Raw genomic sequence first — 19,732 nt, forward strand, 5'->3', positions numbered from 1 at the left:
GAGCGCGCTCACCCGGCGGAGGTCACCGCGGCCCGCCGGGGTGGCCGCGCAGGTGGCCGATGACGGCGCTGAGGTCCTGGTCGGCCAGGCCGGCGGTGCTCGCGGAGTGCAGCCGGTCGCGGGCGGCGGCCACCACCCCGCCCTCCAGGGCGCCCTCGGCCACCGCCAGCGCGAGGTCCTTCTCGGCGAGGCCGAGCGCGAAACCCGTGGGGGGCGCCGTCTCGGCCGTGATCTTGTCGCGCATGCGGGTGACCAGGGCGCCCGCGGGGCTGTCGGAGAGCGCGTCGAGGATCGTGTCGGTGCTCAGCCCGTGGGACTCGGCGAGGCGGATGGCCTCGCCGATGGCGACGGTCGCCGTGATGAAGGAGAGGTTCGCCGCGAGCTTGAGCGCGGCGCCCTCGCCGAGCCCGCCGACGTGGCGCAGGTCGCCGAGGCGGCCGAGCGGTTCGGCGCACGCGGCCACATCGGCACCGGTACCGCCCGCGAAGATCTTGAGCTCGCCCGCGGACGCCTGGGGGAGGCTCCCGAGCACGGGGGCGTCGATGAGCCGGACGGAGATCGGGAGGCGGTCGCGCATCCGGTGGATCTCCGACGGGCCGATCGTCGACATCTCGGCGACGACGGTGTCGGGAGCGAGTCCGTCGGCGGCGCCGTCGGGACCGAAGAACACGGCGTCGACCGCCTTCGGGGCCGCGAGCATCGAGATGACGAGATCGCGGTCGGCCGCGGCGCCGCGCGGGGTATCGGCCGCCCGGGCGCCCGCCGCAACGAGAGGGCGGGCGGATTCCGGGGTCCGATTCCACACGGTGACGTCGTATCCGGCGTCGGTGAGCCGGTGGGCCATGAGCGAACCCATGCGGCCCAGACCGAGAAACCCTATGCGCATGGCCTCGGATGCTAACACCATGGAGTCGCCTGGTCACGGCATTGCGTCAGGGCGCTCGGCGGGTCGCGGTCGGCGGGGACCGGCCGGGGCCGAGGGAGGCCGCCGGGCGACCCGGCGGCCTCCCTCGCCCGCCGCCGCCCTGATCGCCGTCCGGCACGGGCAGGGCGCTCATGCCTTCGGCCGGCCGGTCGCCGGGGCCGGCCCGGTGGAGCGGTGGAGGGTGATGAGGGTGCCGACCGCCAGCACCGTCCACACGAGGCAGTAGCCGCCGAACACGGCGCCTCCGGCGTCGGTGGCGGCGGCGCGCACGAGCATGCCCACCGCGCCGGCCGCGGCCATCAGCGCGACCGCGCCGACGGCCGGCAGCACCGCCCACCGGGGCAGGCGCCGCGCCCGCGGCGTCCGGCAGAAGGCGAAGAGGAGCACGACGGTCAGGCCCACCGCGGCGTTGGCCCATTGGGCGCCCGCGACGTCGCCGGGGCCGTAGGCGTCGTAGGAACCCGCGGCCACCTCCGGTCCGCCGGTCACGCCGAGGCGCCCCTCCAGCGCGTAGTGGACCTTGGAGCCGACGTAGAGGAGGGTCCACGCGGCGGCGCCGCCGGCCCACAGCCGGAGCCGGGCGGGCGGCGGGCCGGAGGCCGCCGCGGGGCGGGTGCGCGCGGGCGTGTGTGCGGTGGGCGGGGAGGGCCGGGAGGGCGCGGAGAAGGTCATGGCACGAGCGTGGCCCGACGCGACCGGCCCGGTCATCCCGCGCGGGAGGGGGCGCCTCCCCCGTGCGGGGGAGGGGCGCACGCCCCCGCGGCCCCCGGGCCGGCGCCCGGGCGGGAAGCGGGTCAGAAGACGGGGATCAGGGTCTCGCCGAAGTTCTCCTCGATGAACGCCTTGGACTCCGGTGAGCGCATCAGCTCGACGTACTGCGCCACCCGGGGGTCGTCCTCGTCGCCCGAGTCGACGGCGACGATGTTGACATAGGGGCTGTCCGCTGCGTCCTCGACGAGGATCCCGTCCGCTCGGGGGGTGAGCCCGGCCTCGGCGGCGAACCCGCCGTTGATGATGGACGCGTCGGCGTCCTCCAGGCTGCGGGGGAGCAGCGCCGCGTCGATCTCCTCGAACGCGAAGTCCCTGGGGTTGTCCTGGATATCGGCGACCGTGTGGTTCTCGCCTTCGGCGTCGGGGTCCAGGGTGACGAGGCCGCCCTCTTGGAGGAGCAGCAGCGAGCGGGAGCCGTTGGTGACGTCGTTGGGGATGGCGATGGTGGCGCCGTCGGGCAGGTCGGCGGGGTCGTCGACGGTGTCGGAGTACAGTGCCAGCGGGGCGAGGTAGGTCTCGGCGACCGGCACGATGCCGGTTCCCGACGCCTCGTTGAACTCCTCCAGGAACGGGGCGTGCTGGAAGGCGTTGGCGTCCAGGTCGCCGTCGGCCAGCGCCGTGTTGGGGACGTTGTAGTCGGAGAACTCCACGACCTCGACCTCCAGGCCGGTATCGCTCTTCTCGGCGAGGTCCGCGACGTTGCGGGCGATGTCGCCGCCGTCCCCGGCGGTGACCCCGACGCGCAGCGGGCCCGTGTACGCGCCGCCGTCGCCATCGCCGTCGGAGGCCCGTTCGGAGGGCGCCCCGCACGCGCCCGCGGCCAGGGTCGCGATCAGGACCGCGGGGAGGACGAAGTGCCTGTGCACAGCCGATCAACACCTTTCCAGGCGCGCGTGAGGGGACGGCGCCGAGCATAGGGAACTATATAAGTAGGAAAAATAGATTTTAGCCGCCGAAGCGCGTCGACACGCCGACGGGTCCGGAGCGCGGTGCCGTGGCGCGCCGGACGCATTAGCGTGGCGACGTCACGCGTGGTGGCGACGGCGCGCCATCCGTGCGGTCCCGGCGGCGGCCGCCCCCCGGTGGGCCGCGGCGGCCGCCCTCATCGACGAAAGGACACGAGGCTTCGTGCGTGCGATCGAGTACTCCCGGTTCGGCGGCCCCGAGGTGCTGGAGCAGGTCGAGACCGACCCCCCGCGGCCCGGCGACGGCGAGGTGCGGATCCGCGTGCTCGCGGCCGGGGTGAACCCCGTCGACGTCAAGCAGCGGTCGGGCATGTTCGCCGACGCCCCCGCGCCCGCGGATCCCGTGGTCCCCGGCCACGAGGCCGTGGGCACCATCGAGGAGATCGGGCCCGGGGTCAGCGGCGTCGAGATCGGCCAAGAGGTGTTCGGCTGGACCGGGGGCGGCGGTTACGCGGAGTCCGCCACCCTGACCACCTTCTTCCCGGTGATCGAGGGCCTGACCGTCTACCAGGCCGCGGCGCTGCCCGTCGCGGGGGAGGCCGCCGTGCGCGGGATCGCCGCGCTCGGGGTGGACTCCGGCCGAACGCTCCTGGTGAACGGGGCCTCGGGCGCGGTCGGCACCATCGCGGTGCAGCTCGCCGCCGCCCAGGAGATCGTGGTCATCGGCACCGCGAGCCCGACCAAGCAGGCGCACGTGGCCTCGCTGGGCGCCACCCCCGTGGTCTACGGCGACGGCTGGGCCGACCGCGTCCGCGAGATCGCCCCGAACGGGGTCGACGCGGTCTTCGACGTCGCCGGGCACGGGGTGCTGGCGGACGCCGTCGCGCTGGCGGGCGGGGCGGACCGGGTGGTCACCATCGCCGACGGCGCCGCCTTCGACGCGGGGGTGGAGTTCCTGGTCGGCACCGCCGAGGACCAGACGGAGGAGGTGCTGGCGATGCTCGCCGAGGCGGTCACCCGCGAACAGGTGGTGCTGCCCGCGCCGCGGCTGTTCCCGCTCGACCAGGCCGCGGAGGCCCACCGGGCCAGCGAACGCGGCCAGGGCCTCGGCAAAATCCTGCTCGTCCCCTGACCCGCGGGCCGACGTCGCCGCGGCCACCGGCCTGGCCGCGTCCACGGTCTCCAGCGTCGTCGGCGAGCTGATCGAGCGCGGCCCGCTCCGTGAGACCGGTGCCGCCTCCGGCGCGCGCCGGAGGCGGCCGCCCGGGGGTGCTGGAGGTCGACCGCGGTCCGTCGCCGCGGCCGGCCTCGCGCTCAACGTCGACCAGGCGCGCCGCCCGGCGGAGGTCCGGTCGGGCCCGCCCGAGGCCGTGCCCCACAGGCCCCCTCAGCGGCGTCCGCTCGGCCCGCGGCCATGCTGAGGCGGGGGAGTGCCCCGATCCCGGCCTCCGGGCGGCCGGGTCCGGATGGACCTGGTGGCCAGGTATGCGCCGATTCGCGCGAAGTCCGCTGATGTGTCGCCCGCCACACGGCCCGGCGCGGTCGCCGCGGGCGCCGGGCGGACGCGGTGGCGACCCGCCGTCGACCCCGATTCCGGCCGTCCCGTGTATCGGCGCTGGTGACGCGGTGCCCGCGCTCATCCCCCGCCGGCGCTCGCGCGTTCGCGCCCGGACGCGGCCCGCGGCCAGGGCCGTTCGTCGCGCTCCTCGATGCTCGCGTTGAACCGGGTCAGCATCTCGGTCAGCCGGCCGATGTCCTTCGAGGTCCAGCCGTCGAGCGCCGCCGCCAGACCGTCGCGGATGCGGGACCGGTCCTCGGCCAGGCGCCGGGCGCCCTCGTCGGTCATGCTGAACTTGCGCGCCATCCCGCCGTCGGGATCGGGGATGCGCCGCACCAGCCCCGACCGCATCATCGCGCCGGTCTGCCGGTGCACGGTCGACGCGTCCAGCCGGAACGCGTGGGCGAGTTCGCCATTCGACATCGGGCCTTCGGTCTCCAGTCGGCTGAGCAGGACATACGCCGACCGCTCCAGGGCCCGCGGCCCGCACGCCGAGCCCGGCGGGCCCATGGCCGAATGGCGGCCGGCGAGCATGAGCTCCCGTTCCAGGACCTCCAGCAGGGCTTCCATCCGGCCTCCACATGCTGTGCCGCGCCGCACCTCCGGGCGTTCTGGTGACGGAGGTTACTACTGATATGCGAATTGTACGATGCACCCTTTATGTACGATGCACTCGCGCGTCAGGGGGAGACCGCCACTGCCCCCGGCGGCCGACGCGATGTGGAGGCATCCTTGAGCGCAACCGAGGTCGTATCCGGCACCGGAGGAGGGGCGGCGCCCCTGCCCAGATCCGGATCCGTGATCACGGCACTGGCGACGGCGGGCATCGTCGTCGCCGTCATGCAGACGGTGATGATCCCGATCGTCCCCGCCCTGCCCGCCCTCATCGGCGCGTCGGTGGCCGACGCGTCGTGGGCGCTGACCGCGCCGCTGCTCGCCGGCGCCGTGGCGACCCCGGTGGCGGGCCGGCTCGGCGACATGTTCGGCAAGCGCCGGGTGCTGCTGGCCAGCCTCGGGATCCTGGTCGCGGGATCGCTGGTGGGGGCCTTCAGCTCCTCCCTGGTGCCGCTGGTCGTCGGCCGCGCCCTCCAGGGCTGCGCCATGGGGGTGATCCCGCTCGGCATCAGCCTCATGCGCGACGAACTCCCGCCCGAACGGCTCGGCTCGGCGATCGGGCTGATGAGCTCCTCCCTCGGGGTGGGCGGCGCCCTGGGCCTGCCTGCTGCGGCGGCGGTCGCCCAGTACGCCGACTGGCACGCGCTGTTCTGGGCGTCCGCGCTCATGGGGGCCGTCGCGCTGGTCTGGGTGGCGCGCGCGGTCCCGGAGTCGGCGCAGCGCAGCGGCGGCCGGTTCGACGCCGTGGGCGCCGTCGGGCTGTCGATCGGGCTCACCTGCCTGCTGCTGGCGGTGTCCAAGGGCGGGGCGTGGGGCTGGACCAGCACCACCACCGTGGGCCTGCTGGCCACGGCCGCCGTCGTCTTCACGGGCTGGGCGCTGTGGGAGCTGCGCGCCCCCGACCCGCTGGTGGACCTGCGGACCACGGTCCGCCGCCAGGTCCTGCTGACCAACATCACCTCGGTGGCGGTCGGCTTCTCGATGTTCGCCCAGGCGCTGGTCCTGCCCCAGCTGCTCCAGCTCCCCGAATCGACCGGGTACGGACTCGGGCGGTCGATGCTGGTCGCCGGGGCGTGTGTGGCCCCGGGCGGGCTGATGATGCTGTTCATCTCGCCGGTGGCGGCCCGGGTCGCCAAGGCGTGGGGGTCGAAGGCGTCGCTGATGATCGGCACCGTGATCATCACCGCCGGCTACGCCCTGGGACTGGTCTTCCTGGACGAGGTCTGGCAGATCGTGGTCGTCGGGTGCGTCATCGGCTGCGGCGTGGCCATGGCCTACTCGGCCCTGCCCGCGCTGATCATGTCGGCGGTGCCGACGTCGGAGACCGCGGCGGCCAACGGCTTCAACGCGCTGATGAGGTCGATCGGCACGTCGACCGCCAGCGCCGTCACGGGTGTGGTGCTGGCCTACACGACCACGCAGGTGGGCTCGCTGGAGGTGCCGACCCTGGACGGCTTCCGCGCGGCGCTGGCGATCGGCGCCGTGGCCGCGCTGGCCGGCCTCGCCCTCGCCGCCTTCATCCCCGGCCGTCCCCGAACCGTCGTTGGCGCCGCCCGGCCATAAGTGGACATTTCCGAAGTGGTCGGGGGTGACGGGCGTGCGTTAGGCTCCCCGCTGCCGGGGTCGGGGGACCACGGCACCAGGTGAACACGGCATGCGGGGGCAACGGGATGACGTCGCGGGGGATCAGCAGACGCGGTTTCGGCAAAGGGGCGGTGGCCGCGGGGATCGGCGCCGTGCTCGGGGGAACAGCGGCCGGTGCGCCCTCGGCGGCCGCGGCCCCCGAGTGGCGGGCGACCGGCACCGCCGTGAGCGCGCTGGCGGGCTTCGACGAGACGATGCGGGCGTTCATGCGGGAGCGCGACGTCTCCGCCGGGCAGCTCGCGGTGACCTACCAGGGCCGCCTGGTGCTGGCCCGCGGCTACGCCTGGACCGACGACGCCGCGCTGGACGTGCAGCCGACCTCCCTGTTCCGGCTGGCGAGCCTGTCCAAGCCGATCACCGGCGCGGCAGTGGCCCGCCTGGTCCAGGAGGGCGGGCTCGACCTCTCCGCCCCCATCGGGTCCCTGGTCGACCTGGAGCCGCCGTCCGGCGGCAGCGCCGACCCCCGGCTGGGCGACGTCACCATCCGCCGGCTGCTCCACCACCTCGGGGGATGGGACCGCGCCAGCACGCCCGACCCGATGTTCCGGAACTTCGCGATCTCCGACGCGCTCGGCGTCCCGCTGCCCATCGGCATGGAGCACGTCATCCGCCACACCACGGGCCTGCCGCTGGACCACGACCCCGGTACCGCCTACGCCTACAGCAACTACGGATACCTCCTGCTGGGGCGCGCCATCGAAGCCGTCACCGGCACCGACTACCCGTCCTACGTGCAGGACGAGGTGCTCGGCCCCGTCGGTATCTCCCGGATGCGGCTGGGCCGCAGCGCCGCCGCCGACGCGGCGCCCACCGAGGTCCCCTACCGCTCCCAGAACACCGGTACCACCGTGCTCGACGGGTCGGGCGCGACCGTCCCCGGGCCCTACGGGACGTTCAACCTGGAGAACATGGACTCCCACGGCGGCTGGATCGGCAGCGCCGTCGACCTCGTCCGGTTCGCGACCATCTTCGACACCCCCGCCGCCACCCCCGTCCTCAACGGCACCTCCATCTCACGGGTGTTCGCCGAGCCCGAGACCGGGATCGGCTCCGGCGGGTCCTACTACGGGTTCGGCTGGAGCGTCCGCCCGGTCGCCAGCGGCGGGACCGGGCGCAACACCTGGCACACCGGCGGCCTGACCGGGACCTCCACGCTCCTGGTGCGCACGTACAACGGGATGAGCTGGGCGGCGCTGTTCAACCAGCGCGACGACCCCTCGGGCCTGTCCTACGGCACCATCGACCCGCTGCTGTGGGAGGCGTCGCGGGACGTGGCGTCGTGGCCGAGCGGCGACCGCTTCCCCGACTACTTCGGCTGACCCCGGCTCCGCCGCCGCCGGGCGCGCACGGGCGCCACGCGGGCCGGTGCGCGCCCGTCAGCCGACGGCGGAGCCGAAGGCCAGGCCGAGCAGGTAGGTGGCGGCCGCGGCGCCGGCGCCGATGGCGAACTGGCGCAGCGCCCGCCGCAGCGGGCGCGCGCCGGAGAGCAGGCCCACGATCGCACCGGTCAGCATCAGCGCGGCGCCGGTGAGCACGCCCGAGGCCGCGACCGCCCCGATCCCCGCCAGTCCGGCCAGGAACGGCAGTACCGGGACCGCCGCGCCCACCGCGAACGCCAGGAAGCTCGACAGCGCGGCCGCGGTACCGCTGCCCACGACGTCGGCGCCCGCGGCTCCCGACCCGTCCGCCCCGCCCGTTCCCGTGCCCGTCCGCCGCTCCCCGTCGGCCCGCCCGCCGGAGAGAGCGGCGGCGGCCCGGCTCCGGGCCTCGTCGGCGCTCATCCCGCGGGCCCGGTAGACCAGGGCCAGTTCGTTGGCGTCGACGTCGAGAGCGGGCAGCGACGCCCGCGCCGCGTCATCGGGCGCCGCCGCCGCGAGGAGTTCGCGCTGCGAGTTCACCGAGATGTACTCCCCGGCGGCCATCGACAGCGCGCCCGCGAGCAGTCCGGACAGCCCTGTCAGCAGCACGGCCGGCCCGCTCGCCCCGCCGCCGATGACCCCCAGGACCAGTGCGATGTTGCTGACCAGGCCGTCGTTGACGCCGAATACCGCCGCGCGCAGCGTTCCCGACATCCGGGCGCGGCCGCGCGCCGCCAGCCCGCGCACGACCTCGCTGTGGATCCGCTCGTCGGCGGCCATGGACGCGGGGGCGTCGGAGTCGCGCTCGTAGAGCGGCCGGCTCTCGGCGCGCTGGAGCAGTGCCAGGACGACGATCCAGCCCAGGGTGCGGGCGAGGACGAGCATCGTCCGGGCCCGCCATCCGGTGCGGCCGGGGCGGCCGGCGTCGTCACCGAGCAGCGCCTCCCAGTGCGCGACGTGCCGTTCCTCGGCTTCGGCGAGCCCGAGCAGGATCTCGCGCTCCTGCCCGCTGCGGAGCCCGGCCAGCTCCCGGTAGATCCGGGCCGCGTCGCGTTCGCCGGCCAGCCGCCGCCGCCACCGCCGCACCTGCGCGGCGGAGGGACGCGGCGGGGCGGGCCGCGATCCGCCGCCCGCACAGTGATCGGCGTCGTCCACGGCGCTCCCCCTTAGCGGACTTCCGGCGTCCGGTGCGCCCATGTTCCCCTCGCCGCCGCGTGGCCGGGCGGCTCCCACGCCGATGGGCGCACCCGTCTTGACAGCGCCGCGCGCGGATCCGTATGTTAGCGCTCACATAAAAATAGTGACGGTGATCACATTCATGTCGCGCCGCCCGCCCCCGAGGGGATGCCCATGACCGCCCGCCGCTCCGGACACCGCCGCCGCGCCACCGCCCTCGCCTCGGCGGCCGCGCTCCTCTGCCTGCTCGCCCCCGCGGCCGCCGGACCCGCCGCCGCACAGGAACGGACGACGACGACCGCCGGCGGCGCCCACGCCGCGCCCTACGAGGGCTACATGTTCGCCTACTTCACCGGAGAGGGAACGGCCGACGGCGAGCAGATCCACTTCGCCGCCAGCCGCGGCGACGACCCCCTGCGCTGGGACGAGCTCAATGGCGCCGAGCCCGTGCTCACCTCGCGCCTGGGCGACTCGGGCGTGCGCGACCCGTTCATCATCCGCGCGCCCGGAGGCGACCGCTTCTACCTCCTCGCCACCGACCTCAAGATCCACGGCGGCGACGGCTGGGACGAGGCCCAGCGCCACGGCAGCCGCTCGATCATGGTCTGGGAGTCCACCGACCTGGTGAACTGGTCGGACCAGCGCATGGTCCGGGTCGCCCCCGACCGGGCCGGCAACACCTGGGCGCCCGAGGCATACTACGACCCCTCCATCGGGCGGTACGTGGTCTTCTGGGCCTCCAAGCTCTACGCCGAGGACGACCCCGGGCACACCGGGTCCACCCACAACCGGATGATGTACGCCACCACGCCCGACTTCCGCACCTTCAGCGAGGCGCGCGTGTGGATCGACCCCGGCCACTCGGTGATCGACTCCACCGTCATCGAGCACGACGGCCTCTACTACCGGTTCACCAAGGACGAGCGCGACACCTCGTCCACCTCCCCGTGCGGCAAGTTCATCGTCGCCGAGCGCTCGGCGGACCTCCGCTCGACCGGATACGAGTTCATCGCCGAGTGCATCGGCCGCGCGGGGCCCGGCCCCGGCATCTCCCAGGGCGAAGGGCCCACCGTGTTCAAGTCCAACAGCGAGGAGAAGTGGTACCTGTTCATCGACGAGTTCGGCGGGCGCGGCTATGTGCCGTTCGAGACCACCGACCTCGCCTCGGGGCGGTGGACCATGTCGCCGGCCTCCGACCTGCCGGCCGGCCCGCGCCACGGGACCGTCCTGCCGGTCACGGCGGCCGAGCTCGCCCGCCTCACCGACGCCTACGCCCCCTGACCGGCCCCCGGATCTCCGGGGCCGCCGGGCAGGAAGCGCACCGAGGGGCGGCCCCCCGGCCCGTCCGGTGTCACCACGGCGCGCACGTTGTAGACGCCGGCGATCAGCTCCTCGGTGAGCACCCGCGACGGCGTGCCCGCCGCTACCACCCGGCCCTGGTGCAGGACCACCACGTGGTCGCAGAACATCGCGGCCAGGTTCAGGTCGTGCAGGGCGATCACACTGGTCACCGGGGTGCGCACGATCAGTGCCAGCAGGTCCAGCTGGTGCTGGATGTCGAGGTGGTTGGTGGGCTCGTCCAGCAGCAGCTCGCGCGGCTCCTGGGCCAGCGCGCGGGCGATCTGCACCCGCTGCCGCTCCCCGCCCGACAGGGTGTGCCAGGCCCGGTCGGCCCGGTCGGCCAGTCGGGTGTGGGCCAGCGCGGCGCGCACCGCCGCGTCGTCGGCCGCCGACGGCGCCGACCACGCCCGGCGGTGCGGGATGCGGCCCAGCCGGACCACGTCGCGCACGCTCATGTCCACCTCGGTCGAGGAGTGCTGGTCCACCACCGCGATCCGCCGCGCCGCCGCCCTGCGCCCCACCTTCTCCATGGGGGCGCCGTCCAGGCTGACGACCCCCGACGACGCGGGGCGCACCCCCGCCAGCAGCCGCAGCAGCGTGGACTTGCCCGATCCGTTGGGGCCCAGCAGGCCCACCGTCGAACCGGGCGGCGGCTCCAGGCTGATGCCGTCGACGATCAGCCGCCCGTCCGCCCGCCACGACACCGCGTCGGCGCGCAGGCTCACATCCGCCTCCCCATCCCGCGGATCACCGCCACCTCCGGCTCCGGTAGAGGATGAACACGAACGCCGGCACCCCGATGAGCGAGGTCACCACGCCCACCGGCAGCTCCTGCGGGTCCAGCAGGGTGCGGGCGGCGGTGTCGACCCACACCAGGAAGACGGCCCCGGCCAGCGCCGTGGTCGGCAGCAGCCGGCGGTGGCCGGGGCCGACGATCGCGCGGGCGGCGTGCGGCAGCACCAGCCCCACGAACCCGATCGCGCCCGCCGCGCTCACCAGCGTCGCGGTCAGCAGCGCGGTCGCGGTGAGCAGGAGCAGCCGGGTCCGGGCGACCGGAACCCCCAGCGACGCCGCTGCGTCGTGGCCGAACGCGAACGCGTCGAGCGCCGAGGCGTTGGCCGCGCAGACCAGGAGCACGGCCGCCAGCACCCCGGCGCACAGCCCCACATCGGACCAGGCGGCGCCGCTCAGCGACCCCAGCAGCCAGAACAGCACGCCCCGGGTCTGCTCGGCGTCGGCAGAGGAGATCACGATGACCGAGGTGAGCGCGGAGAACAGCTGCATGGCCGCCACCCCCGACAGCACGACGCGGTCGGTCGTGGCGCCGGCGGCGAAGCCGAGCACCAGGACCAGGGCGAAGGAGGCCGCGGCGCCGGCGAACGCGCCCGCCGACAGCGACACCGCCCCGGCGCCGACCCCCAGCACGGCGACCAGCACCGCCCCGGTGGAGGCGCCGGAGGAGATGCCCAGCACGAACGGGTCGGCGAGCGGGTTGCGCAGCAGCGACTGCATGATCGCGCCGCACACCCCCAGGCCGGCGCCGCACACCGCGGCCAGCATCGTGCGGGGCAGCCGCAGCTCCCACACGATGCCCTCGCGGATCGGCGTCAGCCCCGACTCGCCCCAGCCGGCGCGCGCGGCCACGACCGCCCAGACGTCGCCGACGGCGATGCCCGCGGGGCCGATCGTGATGGCGGCGGCGACCGACGCGGCCAGCAGCGCGAGGCCGCCGCACCACAGGACGGCCATGCGGCGCACACCGGGGGCCGTGCGGACTGCGGGTCCGGCCATGTGCCCGCTCAGCCGGCCAGTCCGAAGCCGCGCAGGGCGTCGGCCACCTGCTCGACGCCCTCCACCGTTCGGATCGAGGGGTTCAGGGCCGCACCGCTCAGCAGTACGTAGCGCTCGTTCTCGACGGCGTCCATGTGCCGGGTGACGGGGTGGGACTCCAGGAACCCGATCTTGGCGGCGGCGGACTCGGCGGTCTGGCTGTCGCGGGTGAGGTCGCCGATGACCAGCACGTCGGGGTCGCGTTCGGCCACGGTCTCCCAGTTGATCTGCGGCCACTCGTCGCGTGTGTCGTCGAAGACGTTGCGGGCGCCCACGGCCTCGGTGATGATCCCGGGGGCACCGCAGCAGCCCGCCATGTACGGGGACTCGGCGTTGGCGAACCAGTAGAGCAGGGTGGTACCGGAGGCGTCGACATCGGCGGTCGCCGCCTCGATCCGGCCCTGGAGGTCGGCCACCAGCTCCTCGCCGCGCTCTTCGACGCCGAACACGCGCGCGAGGTCGCGGACCTCGGTGTGGACGGCGTCCATGGTCAGCGGCTCCTCGCGCGCGCCGTCCTCGCCGCTGTCGGTCTTGCCGCACTCGGTGGGGGAGAGGTAGACGGGGACGCCGAGCCGCTCGAAGTCCTCGCGGGGGGCGACGCCGCCCTCTCCCAGCGTGCCCTGGAAGGAGGCGGCGACGAAGTCGGGCTCCTCGGCCAGGACGCGTTCGAAGGACGGTGCGTTGTCGGCCAGGCGGGGCACATCGGCGTTGGCCGCCTCCAGGCCCTCGGCCACGGGGTCGGTCCACGTGGCGGTGCCCGCCATGCGGTCGGCCAGGCCGAGGGAGAGCAGGATCTCGGTCGCACCCTGGTTGAGGGAGACGGCGCGCTGCGGGGGGCTGTCGACGGTGACGTCGCGGCCGCAGTCGTCGACGGTGCGCGGATAGCCCGCCGCGTCCCGGGTGCCGGCGTCGGTCCCTGCGCCGGTCCCGGGGCCGCAGGCCGTGAGGGGGACGAGGAGCAGGGCGGCGGTGAGGGCGAAGGCGGGCGCGGAACGGCGGGGGGCCGTCATAGGGGTCCTTCGGCGTCGGGGGCTCGGTCGCGGAGCCCGGCGAACGTATGTCCCCTCCGCGCGCCATGGGGCGCCCGGAGGAGCCAGCAGGTCTTCGGACTCGGGATCCCCCGGGTGAGGCGCCTTCCCGGACGTCCGTCCAGTGGCCGCTGCCCCGCCCGTCCCCCTCACCGCTGCGCGTCAGCTCCGGATTCCCACCGGATTCCCTGACCCGAAAAGCACGGGTTCGACTGGCGGGCGCAACCTATCACACCGGATCCGGCGTCCTCGGGGGCGCCCCGGGCCTTGCCCGGGCGGGCGGCGAAGGGGCCGGCCGGCGACGGTGGCCGCGGGGCGGGTGGACGGACCGGTGTCACCCGGCCGCCCCCCGCAGGACGATCCGGGCGATGCGGGTGTCGATGGGCGAGGCGCCCGCCAGCGGGGTACCGCGGGTCCACAGCGTCGTGCCCGCGATCTCACCGGTGGGGGCGAACGGGGTGGCCGATGCACGGACACCGCCGCGGAACACGGCGGCGAACTCGCGGCGGCGCGGCGCGTCCGGCGACGGCCCTGCGAGGTCGAACTCGGCGAGTCCGGCGAACTCCGTGGCGGCCGCGCGGGCGCCGGACTCCTCGGCGAGTTCACGGCGTGCCGCGTCGGCGGCGGCCTCACCCGGTTCGATGCGGCCTCCGGGCAGCTCCCACTGGCGGCGGGCCCGGTCGAAGACGAGCAGGACGCGGCCGGCGTCCACCGCCACCATCAGGGCCAGCGGCACGGGCACGGTCCCCGCGGTGGGGGCCGCCTGCTCCTCCCGGACCCGGTGAAACGCCACCAGGATGTTGCCCCGCGCGTCCGCGACGATCATCGGCGTCTCCAGCGTCGGTCGTTCCGGCCCTGCCGCACATGATACTTGACACGAGTTAGCAAGTACTTGACGATTGGCGTCAAGATAACGAACGGATCGATGGGAAGGCGCGACGTGCACACCGGAACCCCGACCCCGTCCCCGGCGCACGGCGCGCTCGCGGACCAGCTCGCGGCCGTCGCCGCCGCCCGGCTCCTCGACCCGCTGGAGATCCTGCTCGACGGCGACGCCTCCGTGGAGCGGGTGCGGGCGCGGGTCGCCGCGGCGGCCGGGGAATGGGCGGCGGCCCTGCTCGGCGCCGACGACCGCGCCGCCGTGCACGCGGTGGCCCGGATCATCGCGGCGCTCTACCCCGGCGACACCGCTTTCGACCCGCCCGCGGAGTGGTGGGCCACCCCGTTGGGCCGGACCGTCGCCCGCCGAGCCGGGCACCCCGGCGCCGTCCGGGTCTCCTACGCGGTCGCCGGGGCGATGCTCGGCATCACCCGCCAGGGGGTCCACGACCTCGTCCGGCGCGGCAAACTCGCGGCCCACCCCGATGGCGGGGTCCACACCGGCTCCGTCCGCGCACGGCTCAACGGGTACCCCGCACGCGCGGACACCTGACGGTCGGCCCCACACCGCCGCACGGCCGGTCGACGGGTTCCCCGTGCGCGGACGACCGACCCCGCGGCGCGGCGGCCCCTGGCCGCCGACGACGGCCGGGCACCGTCGCGACCGCCTCCCGCCCGCCCTCCACCACCCCGAGCCGGCACCGCGCCGGCCCGCGCGGCCGCTTCCCGGCGCCGCCGTGCGGCGGCACCGACGACAAGGACCGATACCCCCATGGCAGACACCACCCACCCCCGGCCGTCGTGGCGCGACCGGGTGATCGACTCCTCGGGCGTGCCCATCGCCGCCCGCGACTTCGGCGGGGAGGGCACCCCCGTCGTGCTCGTGCACGGCCTCGGCGGCACCCTGGAGGACTGGGCCGCCGTCGCCCCGCGGCTCACCGCCCGCCACCGGGTCATCGCGACCGACCTGCGCAACAGCGGGCACTCCGGGGACGGGCCCTGGGAATGGGGCGCCGTCCTGGGCGACATCGAGGCGGTCGTCGCGGAATTCGGCGCTGAGGAGCCCGCCGTGGTGGGCGCGTCGCTCGGCGGCATGGTCGCCGTCCTGTGGGGTGAGCGCCACCCCCAGTGCCCCGGCGTCGCCAACCTCGACGGCCACCCCGTCCTCGGCGCGGGCCGGCGCCATCCGGGGATGGCGCCGGAGCGCGCGGCCGAACAGCGGGAACGGCTGGGTGCGCTGTTCTCGGCGATGGAGGAGCAGCGGGCGAGCCCGCTCGGGCCGGCCGACGCCGGCGCGCTGGCCGAGGCCGCGCGCTCCTCCGCGCGCCGGCTCGGCGCGTCCGAGGACGCGTTCGCCGCGAGCGTGTACCGGAGCCTGACGGCGGCCGACGGCGCCGGCCGCCGCTTCGCGCGCCCCCTGCGGGAACCGCTGGCGCGGATCCGCCGCGCCATGGAGGGCCTCGACCTCTTCGCCGCCTATGAGAGGACCGGGGCCCGCACACTCGCCGTGCTCGCCACCGAGGACACCCCCGGCCAGGAGGAGTTCGCCGACCTCATGGCCGCGCACCGGCGCGGGGTCGGCGACGCCCTGGCGGACCTCGCCCGGGAACGGCCCCGCCTGCGCGCCGCCCGCCTGGCCGCGGGCCACGCGGTGCTCGCCGAGCGCCCCGCCGATGTCGCCCGGCTCGTCCTGGATTTCCTCGCCGGGGACGACGGCTGATCCGGCGCCGCCCCGCGCACCGGCTGCGGGGCGCGAACACCGGCGACCGCGAGCACGGACATCCCGTGCGCGGGTTCCGGACCTGCGAAGCCGCACGTCAGGGCGGGTCGCCATGGCGCGAGAACGGTGCCGGACGCGTGTGGCGCGCGCGTGCGGGGCGTGCGTCATCGCAGGTCAGAGCGAACATGAACAGCATATTCGCGTTTGCGTTCCGGTCGGCGGGTGCGTGAGGATGGGCCGCCCGCGGGCCGGGGGAGAACCCTCGCGTGCGGCCCGCCACCGCATCCCGCCACTGCGCGCCCGACCCGGGACGCCCCTTCGGCGTGCCGGAACCCCGGGCCGGCCCGAGGCCGCCGGGAACCGCCGCCGCGGACACCACGACTTCGAGGAGCGAACATGACGACCCTGGTCACCGGAGCGACGGGAAACATCGGCCGGCTCGTGGCCGAGCGGCTCACCGCCGCCGGGGAGGAGGTCCGCGCACTCACGCGTGCGCCCGCGAGGGCCGCGTTCGGGGCGGGCGTCCGGGTCGTCGCGGGCGACCTCGCCGCTCCCGCGACGCTGGAGCCCGCCCTCGCGGGTGTGGACCGGATGTTCCTCTTCCCGGTGGCGGCGACCGCGGACGAGGTCGCCGGCCGGGCCGCGGCCGCCGGGGTGCGGCGGGTCGTGGTGCTGTCCTCCGGCGCGGTCACCGGCGGCCTGGACGCCGGCTTCCACCTCCCGGTCGAGCGGGCGGTGGAGGCGGCCGTGCCGGAGTGGACCCATGTCCGCCCCGGTGAGTTCGCGCTGAACAAGGTCGCCCTCTGGGGACCGTCCATCCGAGCGGAGAACGTGGTGCGCGACCCCTTCCCCGACGCCGCGTGGTTCCCCGTCCACGAGGCCGATGTCGCCGACGTGGCCTGCGCGGCGCTGCTGGAGGGCGGCCACGCCGGCGCCGCCTACACCCTCAACGGCCCGGAGCTGCTCAGCCACCGGGAGCAGGTCGCGGCCATCGGTGCGGCCATCGGCAGGGAGGTCGCCCACGAGGAGGTCACCCCGGAGCAGGCGCGCGAGATGTACCGCGCGATGGGCGGCTTCGCCGGGGAGGCGGCCGATTTCCTCCTCGGGTTCGAGGACTACGGAGGCGCTGAGACCACCCCTGAGGAGGTCGCGGCGTTCGACCCGGCGGCGCTGGGCCCGCAGCCGACCGCGGAGCAGGTCACCGGCCGCCCGGCGCGGACCTTCGCCCAATGGGCCCGCGACCACGCCGCCGACTTCCGCTGAGCCGGGGCGGACCGCCCGCCGCGGCGACCGCGGGCGCCCGGATCACACGGCCCGGCCGCGGTCGCGCGCGGCGGGGCCGGCGCACGGGGGAGGAAGGAACGGGCCGGGTCGCGCCGGGTCAGCCCTCCAGCGGGATGCGGGCGCGGACGTCGCCGAGGCCGCGGGCGACGAGGATCTCGCCGCCGGCCAACGGGGTCCAGCCGGACTCCTCCGGGTCCCATACGCGCTGGACACGGGGGTCGCAGTCGACGCGGACGCGGGTCTCCTCCTGGGCGGCGACCGTCACCGCCTCCCAGCCGATCAGCCGCACCGGTTCGTCGCCGGCCGGCCGCAGGTACACCTGGACGACCTCGCGGCCCGGGTGCGTCGCGGTGTTGGCGAGCCACACCACGACCGTGCGCACCACGCCGCCGTCGGTGTCGGCCTCCACCGCCCCGTACTCCCACGTGGCGTAGCCCAGGCCGTGTCCGAACCAGAACAACGGCTCCTCGCCCGAGGCGTCCCAGCCCCGGTAGCCCACTGCGGGCCCCTCCGTGTAGCGGACGACGCCGTCGACGGGGACGGGCGACCACGCCGGGCCCCGGCCGTCGTGGGCGGGGAACGTCGTGACGAGCCGTCCCGCCGGCTCCACCTCGCCCAGCAGGGCGTCGGCCACCGCCGCGCCGGCCTCCTGGCCCGGCAGACCCGCCCACAGGACGGCGTCCACGCGGTCCAGCCACGGCATCAGGACCGGGGTGGCGGCGTTGACCACCACCACGGTTCGCTCGGCGGCGCCGGCGACCGCCTCGACCAGGGCGTCCTGCTCGCCGGGCAGCGCGAGGGTCGCCTTGTCGCCGCCCTCGTTCTCCTGCTCCTGGGTGAGGCCGACGACCACCACCGCCACCGCGCTCTCCCGGGCGGCCTCGGCCGCCTCGGCGATCGCGTCCTGAGGCGGCCGGGGCGCGCGTCGGGCCACGAGGCCCAGCAGCCGGACCCAGTCCCCGGCCGTTGCGGTCGCGGTGATCGGGGCACCGGGCTCGGCCACGGACTCGGCCGTCCACACGGGCGGGCTGAGCATGTCGGCGCCCGGCCCGTCGGTGGAGGCGAGGGTGGTGGTCTCCGAGATCCCGGGCGCCCGGACGGTCCACGACCCCGACCCGCGCACCCCGATCTGCACCCGGGCGGCCTGGTCGAGGACCAGTTCCGCGGAGAGTTCGACGGTCGCGGCGCCGGCGAGCCACCCGTCCCCGTGTCCGGCGAGGACGTCGGCGCCGTCGATGTGGCGGGACTCCACCACGCCGCCGTCGGCATCGCGGGCGACGACCCGGATCCCCGGGCTCCCGTCGACGGGGTCGCGCAGCAGCCCTTCGGTGGCGACCGGGCGTTCGCGCACCTCCACGCCGTCGACCACGCGCACGTGCTCGGTGCCCAGCGCGGCGGTCAGGCCCTCGGCGATGCCCACCACGTGGGGCGGCCGGACCATGGCCGAGCCGCCGCCCTGCGCGACGGTCTCGGTGGCGTGCCGGCCGATGAGCGCGACCGCTCCGGAGGGGACCGTCAGCGGCAGGGTCCCGCGGCGGTTGACCAGCACCGTCATCCCCCCGGCCGCCAGCCGGCGCAGCGCGTCGCGGCGCGCGGGGGAGTCCGGCGCCGGTGCGGGGACGGGCCGCCGCGGCTCCGGGCCGAGCGTGCCGACCCGGTCGGCCAGGCGCAGCAGCCGGCGCAGGTGCTCGTCGACGACCGGCTCGGGGACCGAGCCCGACCGCACCTCCTCCACCAGCCGCCCGCCCCACGGCCCGCCGGGACCGGGCATCACCAGGTCCAGGCCGCCGTTGGCGCTGGCGGCGGTCGACGTCGTGGCGAACCAGTCGGACATGACCAGGCCGTCGTAGCGCCATTCGCCCTTGAGCACACCTTCGATGAGCCGGCGGTGCTCGGTCGCCGGGGTGCCGTTGACCCGGTTGTAGGAGGCCATCACCGCCCACGGCCCGGCCTCGGCCACGAGCATCTCGAACGGCAGCAGGTACACCTCGCGCAGGGTGCGTTCGTCGACGACGGAGTCCATGGTGGTGCGGTCGGTCTCCGACTCGTTGGCCAGGAAGTGCTTGGGGGTCGCCGCGACCCCGCCCTGCTGCACCCCGCGGACATAGCCCACGGCCAGGTCCCCGGTGAGCAGCGGGTCCTCGCTGAACGCCTCGAACAGCCGCCCGCCCAGCGGGGTGCGGTGCAGGTTGACGGTCGGCCCCAGGAGTACGTGCACGCCCTGTGCCGACGCCTCCTCGGCCAGCAGCGCGCCGACGTCGTGGGCGGTGTCGCGGCTCCAGTGCTGGGCGATCAGGGTGGCGTTGGGCAGCAGGGCCGACGCGGGGCCGCCGATGAACTCAGGCCCGCGCACGCCGGTGGGCCCGTCGGAGAGGCGCGTCTCCGCCAGGCCGATGAGCGGTTCCGGCGCCAGGCCGAACATCGCGGCGCCCGTCAGCAGCCGGACCTTGGCGTCGAGGTCCAACCGGGTGACGGCGGCCTCGATGCGCTCCTCGCGTTCGGGGTCGGCGGCGCCCGCCGGGTCGAATCCGCTCATGCTCCCGCGCCTTCCTGGTAGGGCCGCCGCGTCCGGCCTCGGCGGGGGCTCCGGCTGCCGGAGGGCGGGCCGGCGCGGACCCGCGCGTTCACGGGGGCGGCCTACCCGTGAACCGGCTCCTTCATGTGTCGCCGCCGGATCGCCGGACGCCCGCCCTCCCGG

At 75.6% G+C, this 19,732-nt stretch carries 17 protein-coding genes and 1 riboswitch; of the genes, 7 read left to right on the forward strand and 10 right to left on the reverse strand.

All coding sequences use genetic code 11. The annotated features are described in order from the left end of the window. Positions 1-22 precede the first annotated feature (22 nt). The 3 genes from ACFO4E_RS15775 to ACFO4E_RS15785 form a co-directional block, all read right to left on the reverse strand. Positions 23-886 (reverse strand): NAD(P)-dependent oxidoreductase, encoded by an 864-nt coding sequence (locus tag ACFO4E_RS15775; protein WP_378575400.1) that lies wholly within the window; start codon positions 884-886, stop codon positions 23-25. Between the two features lie 168 nt (positions 887-1,054). Continuing rightward, on the reverse strand, positions 1,055-1,597 hold the full coding sequence (locus ACFO4E_RS15780; RefSeq protein ID WP_378575403.1) for a hypothetical protein: 543 nt from the start codon (positions 1,595-1,597) through the stop codon (positions 1,055-1,057). Positions 1,598-1,719: 122 nt separating this feature from the next. After that, positions 1,720-2,562 carry a MetQ/NlpA family ABC transporter substrate-binding protein gene (locus tag ACFO4E_RS15785; RefSeq protein ID WP_378575406.1) on the reverse strand — a complete coding sequence of 281 codons (843 nt, stop codon included), beginning with the start codon at positions 2,560-2,562 and terminating at the stop codon, positions 1,720-1,722. Between the two features lie 262 nt (positions 2,563-2,824). Here ACFO4E_RS15785 and ACFO4E_RS15790 point away from each other — a divergent pair, with 262 nt between their 5' ends. Further along, positions 2,825-3,733 carry an NADP-dependent oxidoreductase gene (locus tag ACFO4E_RS15790; protein WP_378575409.1) on the forward strand — a complete coding sequence of 303 codons (909 nt, stop codon included), beginning with the start codon at positions 2,825-2,827 and terminating at the stop codon, positions 3,731-3,733. Positions 3,734-4,237: 504 nt separating this feature from the next. On the opposite strand, the gene ACFO4E_RS15795 is transcribed toward ACFO4E_RS15790, so the two are convergent. Then, positions 4,238-4,729 carry a MarR family winged helix-turn-helix transcriptional regulator gene (locus ACFO4E_RS15795; protein WP_378575411.1) on the reverse strand — a complete coding sequence of 164 codons (492 nt, stop codon included), beginning with the start codon at positions 4,727-4,729 and terminating at the stop codon, positions 4,238-4,240. A 162-nt stretch (positions 4,730-4,891) separates the two neighbouring features. Here ACFO4E_RS15795 and ACFO4E_RS15800 point away from each other — a divergent pair, with 162 nt between their 5' ends. Beyond that, on the forward strand, positions 4,892-6,337 hold the full coding sequence (locus ACFO4E_RS15800; RefSeq protein ID WP_378575414.1) for an MFS transporter: 1,446 nt from the start codon (positions 4,892-4,894) through the stop codon (positions 6,335-6,337). Positions 6,338-6,417: 80 nt separating this feature from the next. Next, the gene (locus ACFO4E_RS15805) at positions 6,418-7,737 is read left to right on the forward strand and encodes a serine hydrolase domain-containing protein (protein WP_378575417.1); all 1,320 of its coding nucleotides are present in this window, start codon (positions 6,418-6,420) and stop codon (positions 7,735-7,737) included. Positions 7,738-7,794: 57 nt separating this feature from the next. On the opposite strand, the gene ACFO4E_RS15810 is transcribed toward ACFO4E_RS15805, so the two are convergent. Continuing rightward, positions 7,795-8,931, reverse strand: coding sequence for a VIT1/CCC1 transporter family protein (locus ACFO4E_RS15810; protein WP_378575420.1), 1,137 nt, complete (start codon positions 8,929-8,931; stop codon positions 7,795-7,797). A 195-nt stretch (positions 8,932-9,126) separates the two neighbouring features. Between ACFO4E_RS15810 and ACFO4E_RS15815 the strand changes: the two genes are divergently transcribed. Further along, a complete protein-coding gene (locus ACFO4E_RS15815) occupies positions 9,127-10,233 on the forward strand; it encodes a glycoside hydrolase family 43 protein (protein ID WP_378575423.1) in 1,107 nt (368 codons plus the stop codon). On the opposite strand, the gene ACFO4E_RS15820 is transcribed toward ACFO4E_RS15815, so the two are convergent. The 4 genes from ACFO4E_RS15820 to ACFO4E_RS15835 form a co-directional block, all read right to left on the reverse strand. Continuing rightward, complete coding sequence (locus ACFO4E_RS15820) at positions 10,221-11,018, reverse strand: ABC transporter ATP-binding protein (protein ID WP_378575427.1); 798 nt, start codon at positions 11,016-11,018, stop codon at positions 10,221-10,223. The genes ACFO4E_RS15815 and ACFO4E_RS15820 overlap by 13 nt on opposite strands. A gap of 22 nt (positions 11,019-11,040) precedes the next feature. Continuing rightward, positions 11,041-12,084 (reverse strand): FecCD family ABC transporter permease, encoded by a 1,044-nt coding sequence (locus ACFO4E_RS15825; protein WP_378575430.1) that lies wholly within the window; start codon positions 12,082-12,084, stop codon positions 11,041-11,043. A gap of 8 nt (positions 12,085-12,092) precedes the next feature. Continuing rightward, on the reverse strand, positions 12,093-13,133 hold the full coding sequence (locus ACFO4E_RS15830; protein ID WP_378575433.1) for an ABC transporter substrate-binding protein: 1,041 nt from the start codon (positions 13,131-13,133) through the stop codon (positions 12,093-12,095). A 68-nt stretch (positions 13,134-13,201) separates the two neighbouring features. Then, positions 13,202-13,383, reverse strand: a riboswitch (cobalamin riboswitch). A gap of 102 nt (positions 13,384-13,485) precedes the next feature. Beyond that, a complete protein-coding gene (locus ACFO4E_RS15835) occupies positions 13,486-13,977 on the reverse strand; it encodes an NUDIX domain-containing protein (RefSeq protein WP_378575436.1) in 492 nt (163 codons plus the stop codon). 99 nt (positions 13,978-14,076) lie between these two features. Between ACFO4E_RS15835 and ACFO4E_RS15840 the strand changes: the two genes are divergently transcribed. From ACFO4E_RS15840 to ACFO4E_RS15850, 3 genes are all read left to right on the forward strand, one after another. Next, the gene (locus ACFO4E_RS15840) at positions 14,077-14,583 is read left to right on the forward strand and encodes a hypothetical protein (protein WP_378575438.1); all 507 of its coding nucleotides are present in this window, start codon (positions 14,077-14,079) and stop codon (positions 14,581-14,583) included. 219 nt (positions 14,584-14,802) lie between these two features. After that, a complete protein-coding gene (locus tag ACFO4E_RS15845; protein WP_378575441.1) occupies positions 14,803-15,750 on the forward strand; it encodes an alpha/beta fold hydrolase in 948 nt (315 codons plus the stop codon). 396 nt (positions 15,751-16,146) lie between these two features. Next, entirely contained in the window at positions 16,147-17,013 is an 867-nt protein-coding gene (locus ACFO4E_RS15850) for an NAD(P)H-binding protein (protein WP_378575444.1), read from the forward strand. A gap of 118 nt (positions 17,014-17,131) precedes the next feature. On the opposite strand, the gene ACFO4E_RS15855 is transcribed toward ACFO4E_RS15850, so the two are convergent. Further along, positions 17,132-19,570 (reverse strand): glycoside hydrolase family 3 protein, encoded by a 2,439-nt coding sequence (locus ACFO4E_RS15855; protein ID WP_378575447.1) that lies wholly within the window; start codon positions 19,568-19,570, stop codon positions 17,132-17,134. Between the last annotated feature and the right edge of the window lie 162 nt (positions 19,571-19,732).

The organism is Nocardiopsis mangrovi, from assembly GCF_042653925.1.
GTDB classification, from domain to species: Bacteria; Actinomycetota; Actinomycetes; order Streptosporangiales; family Streptosporangiaceae; genus Nocardiopsis_B; species Nocardiopsis_B mangrovi.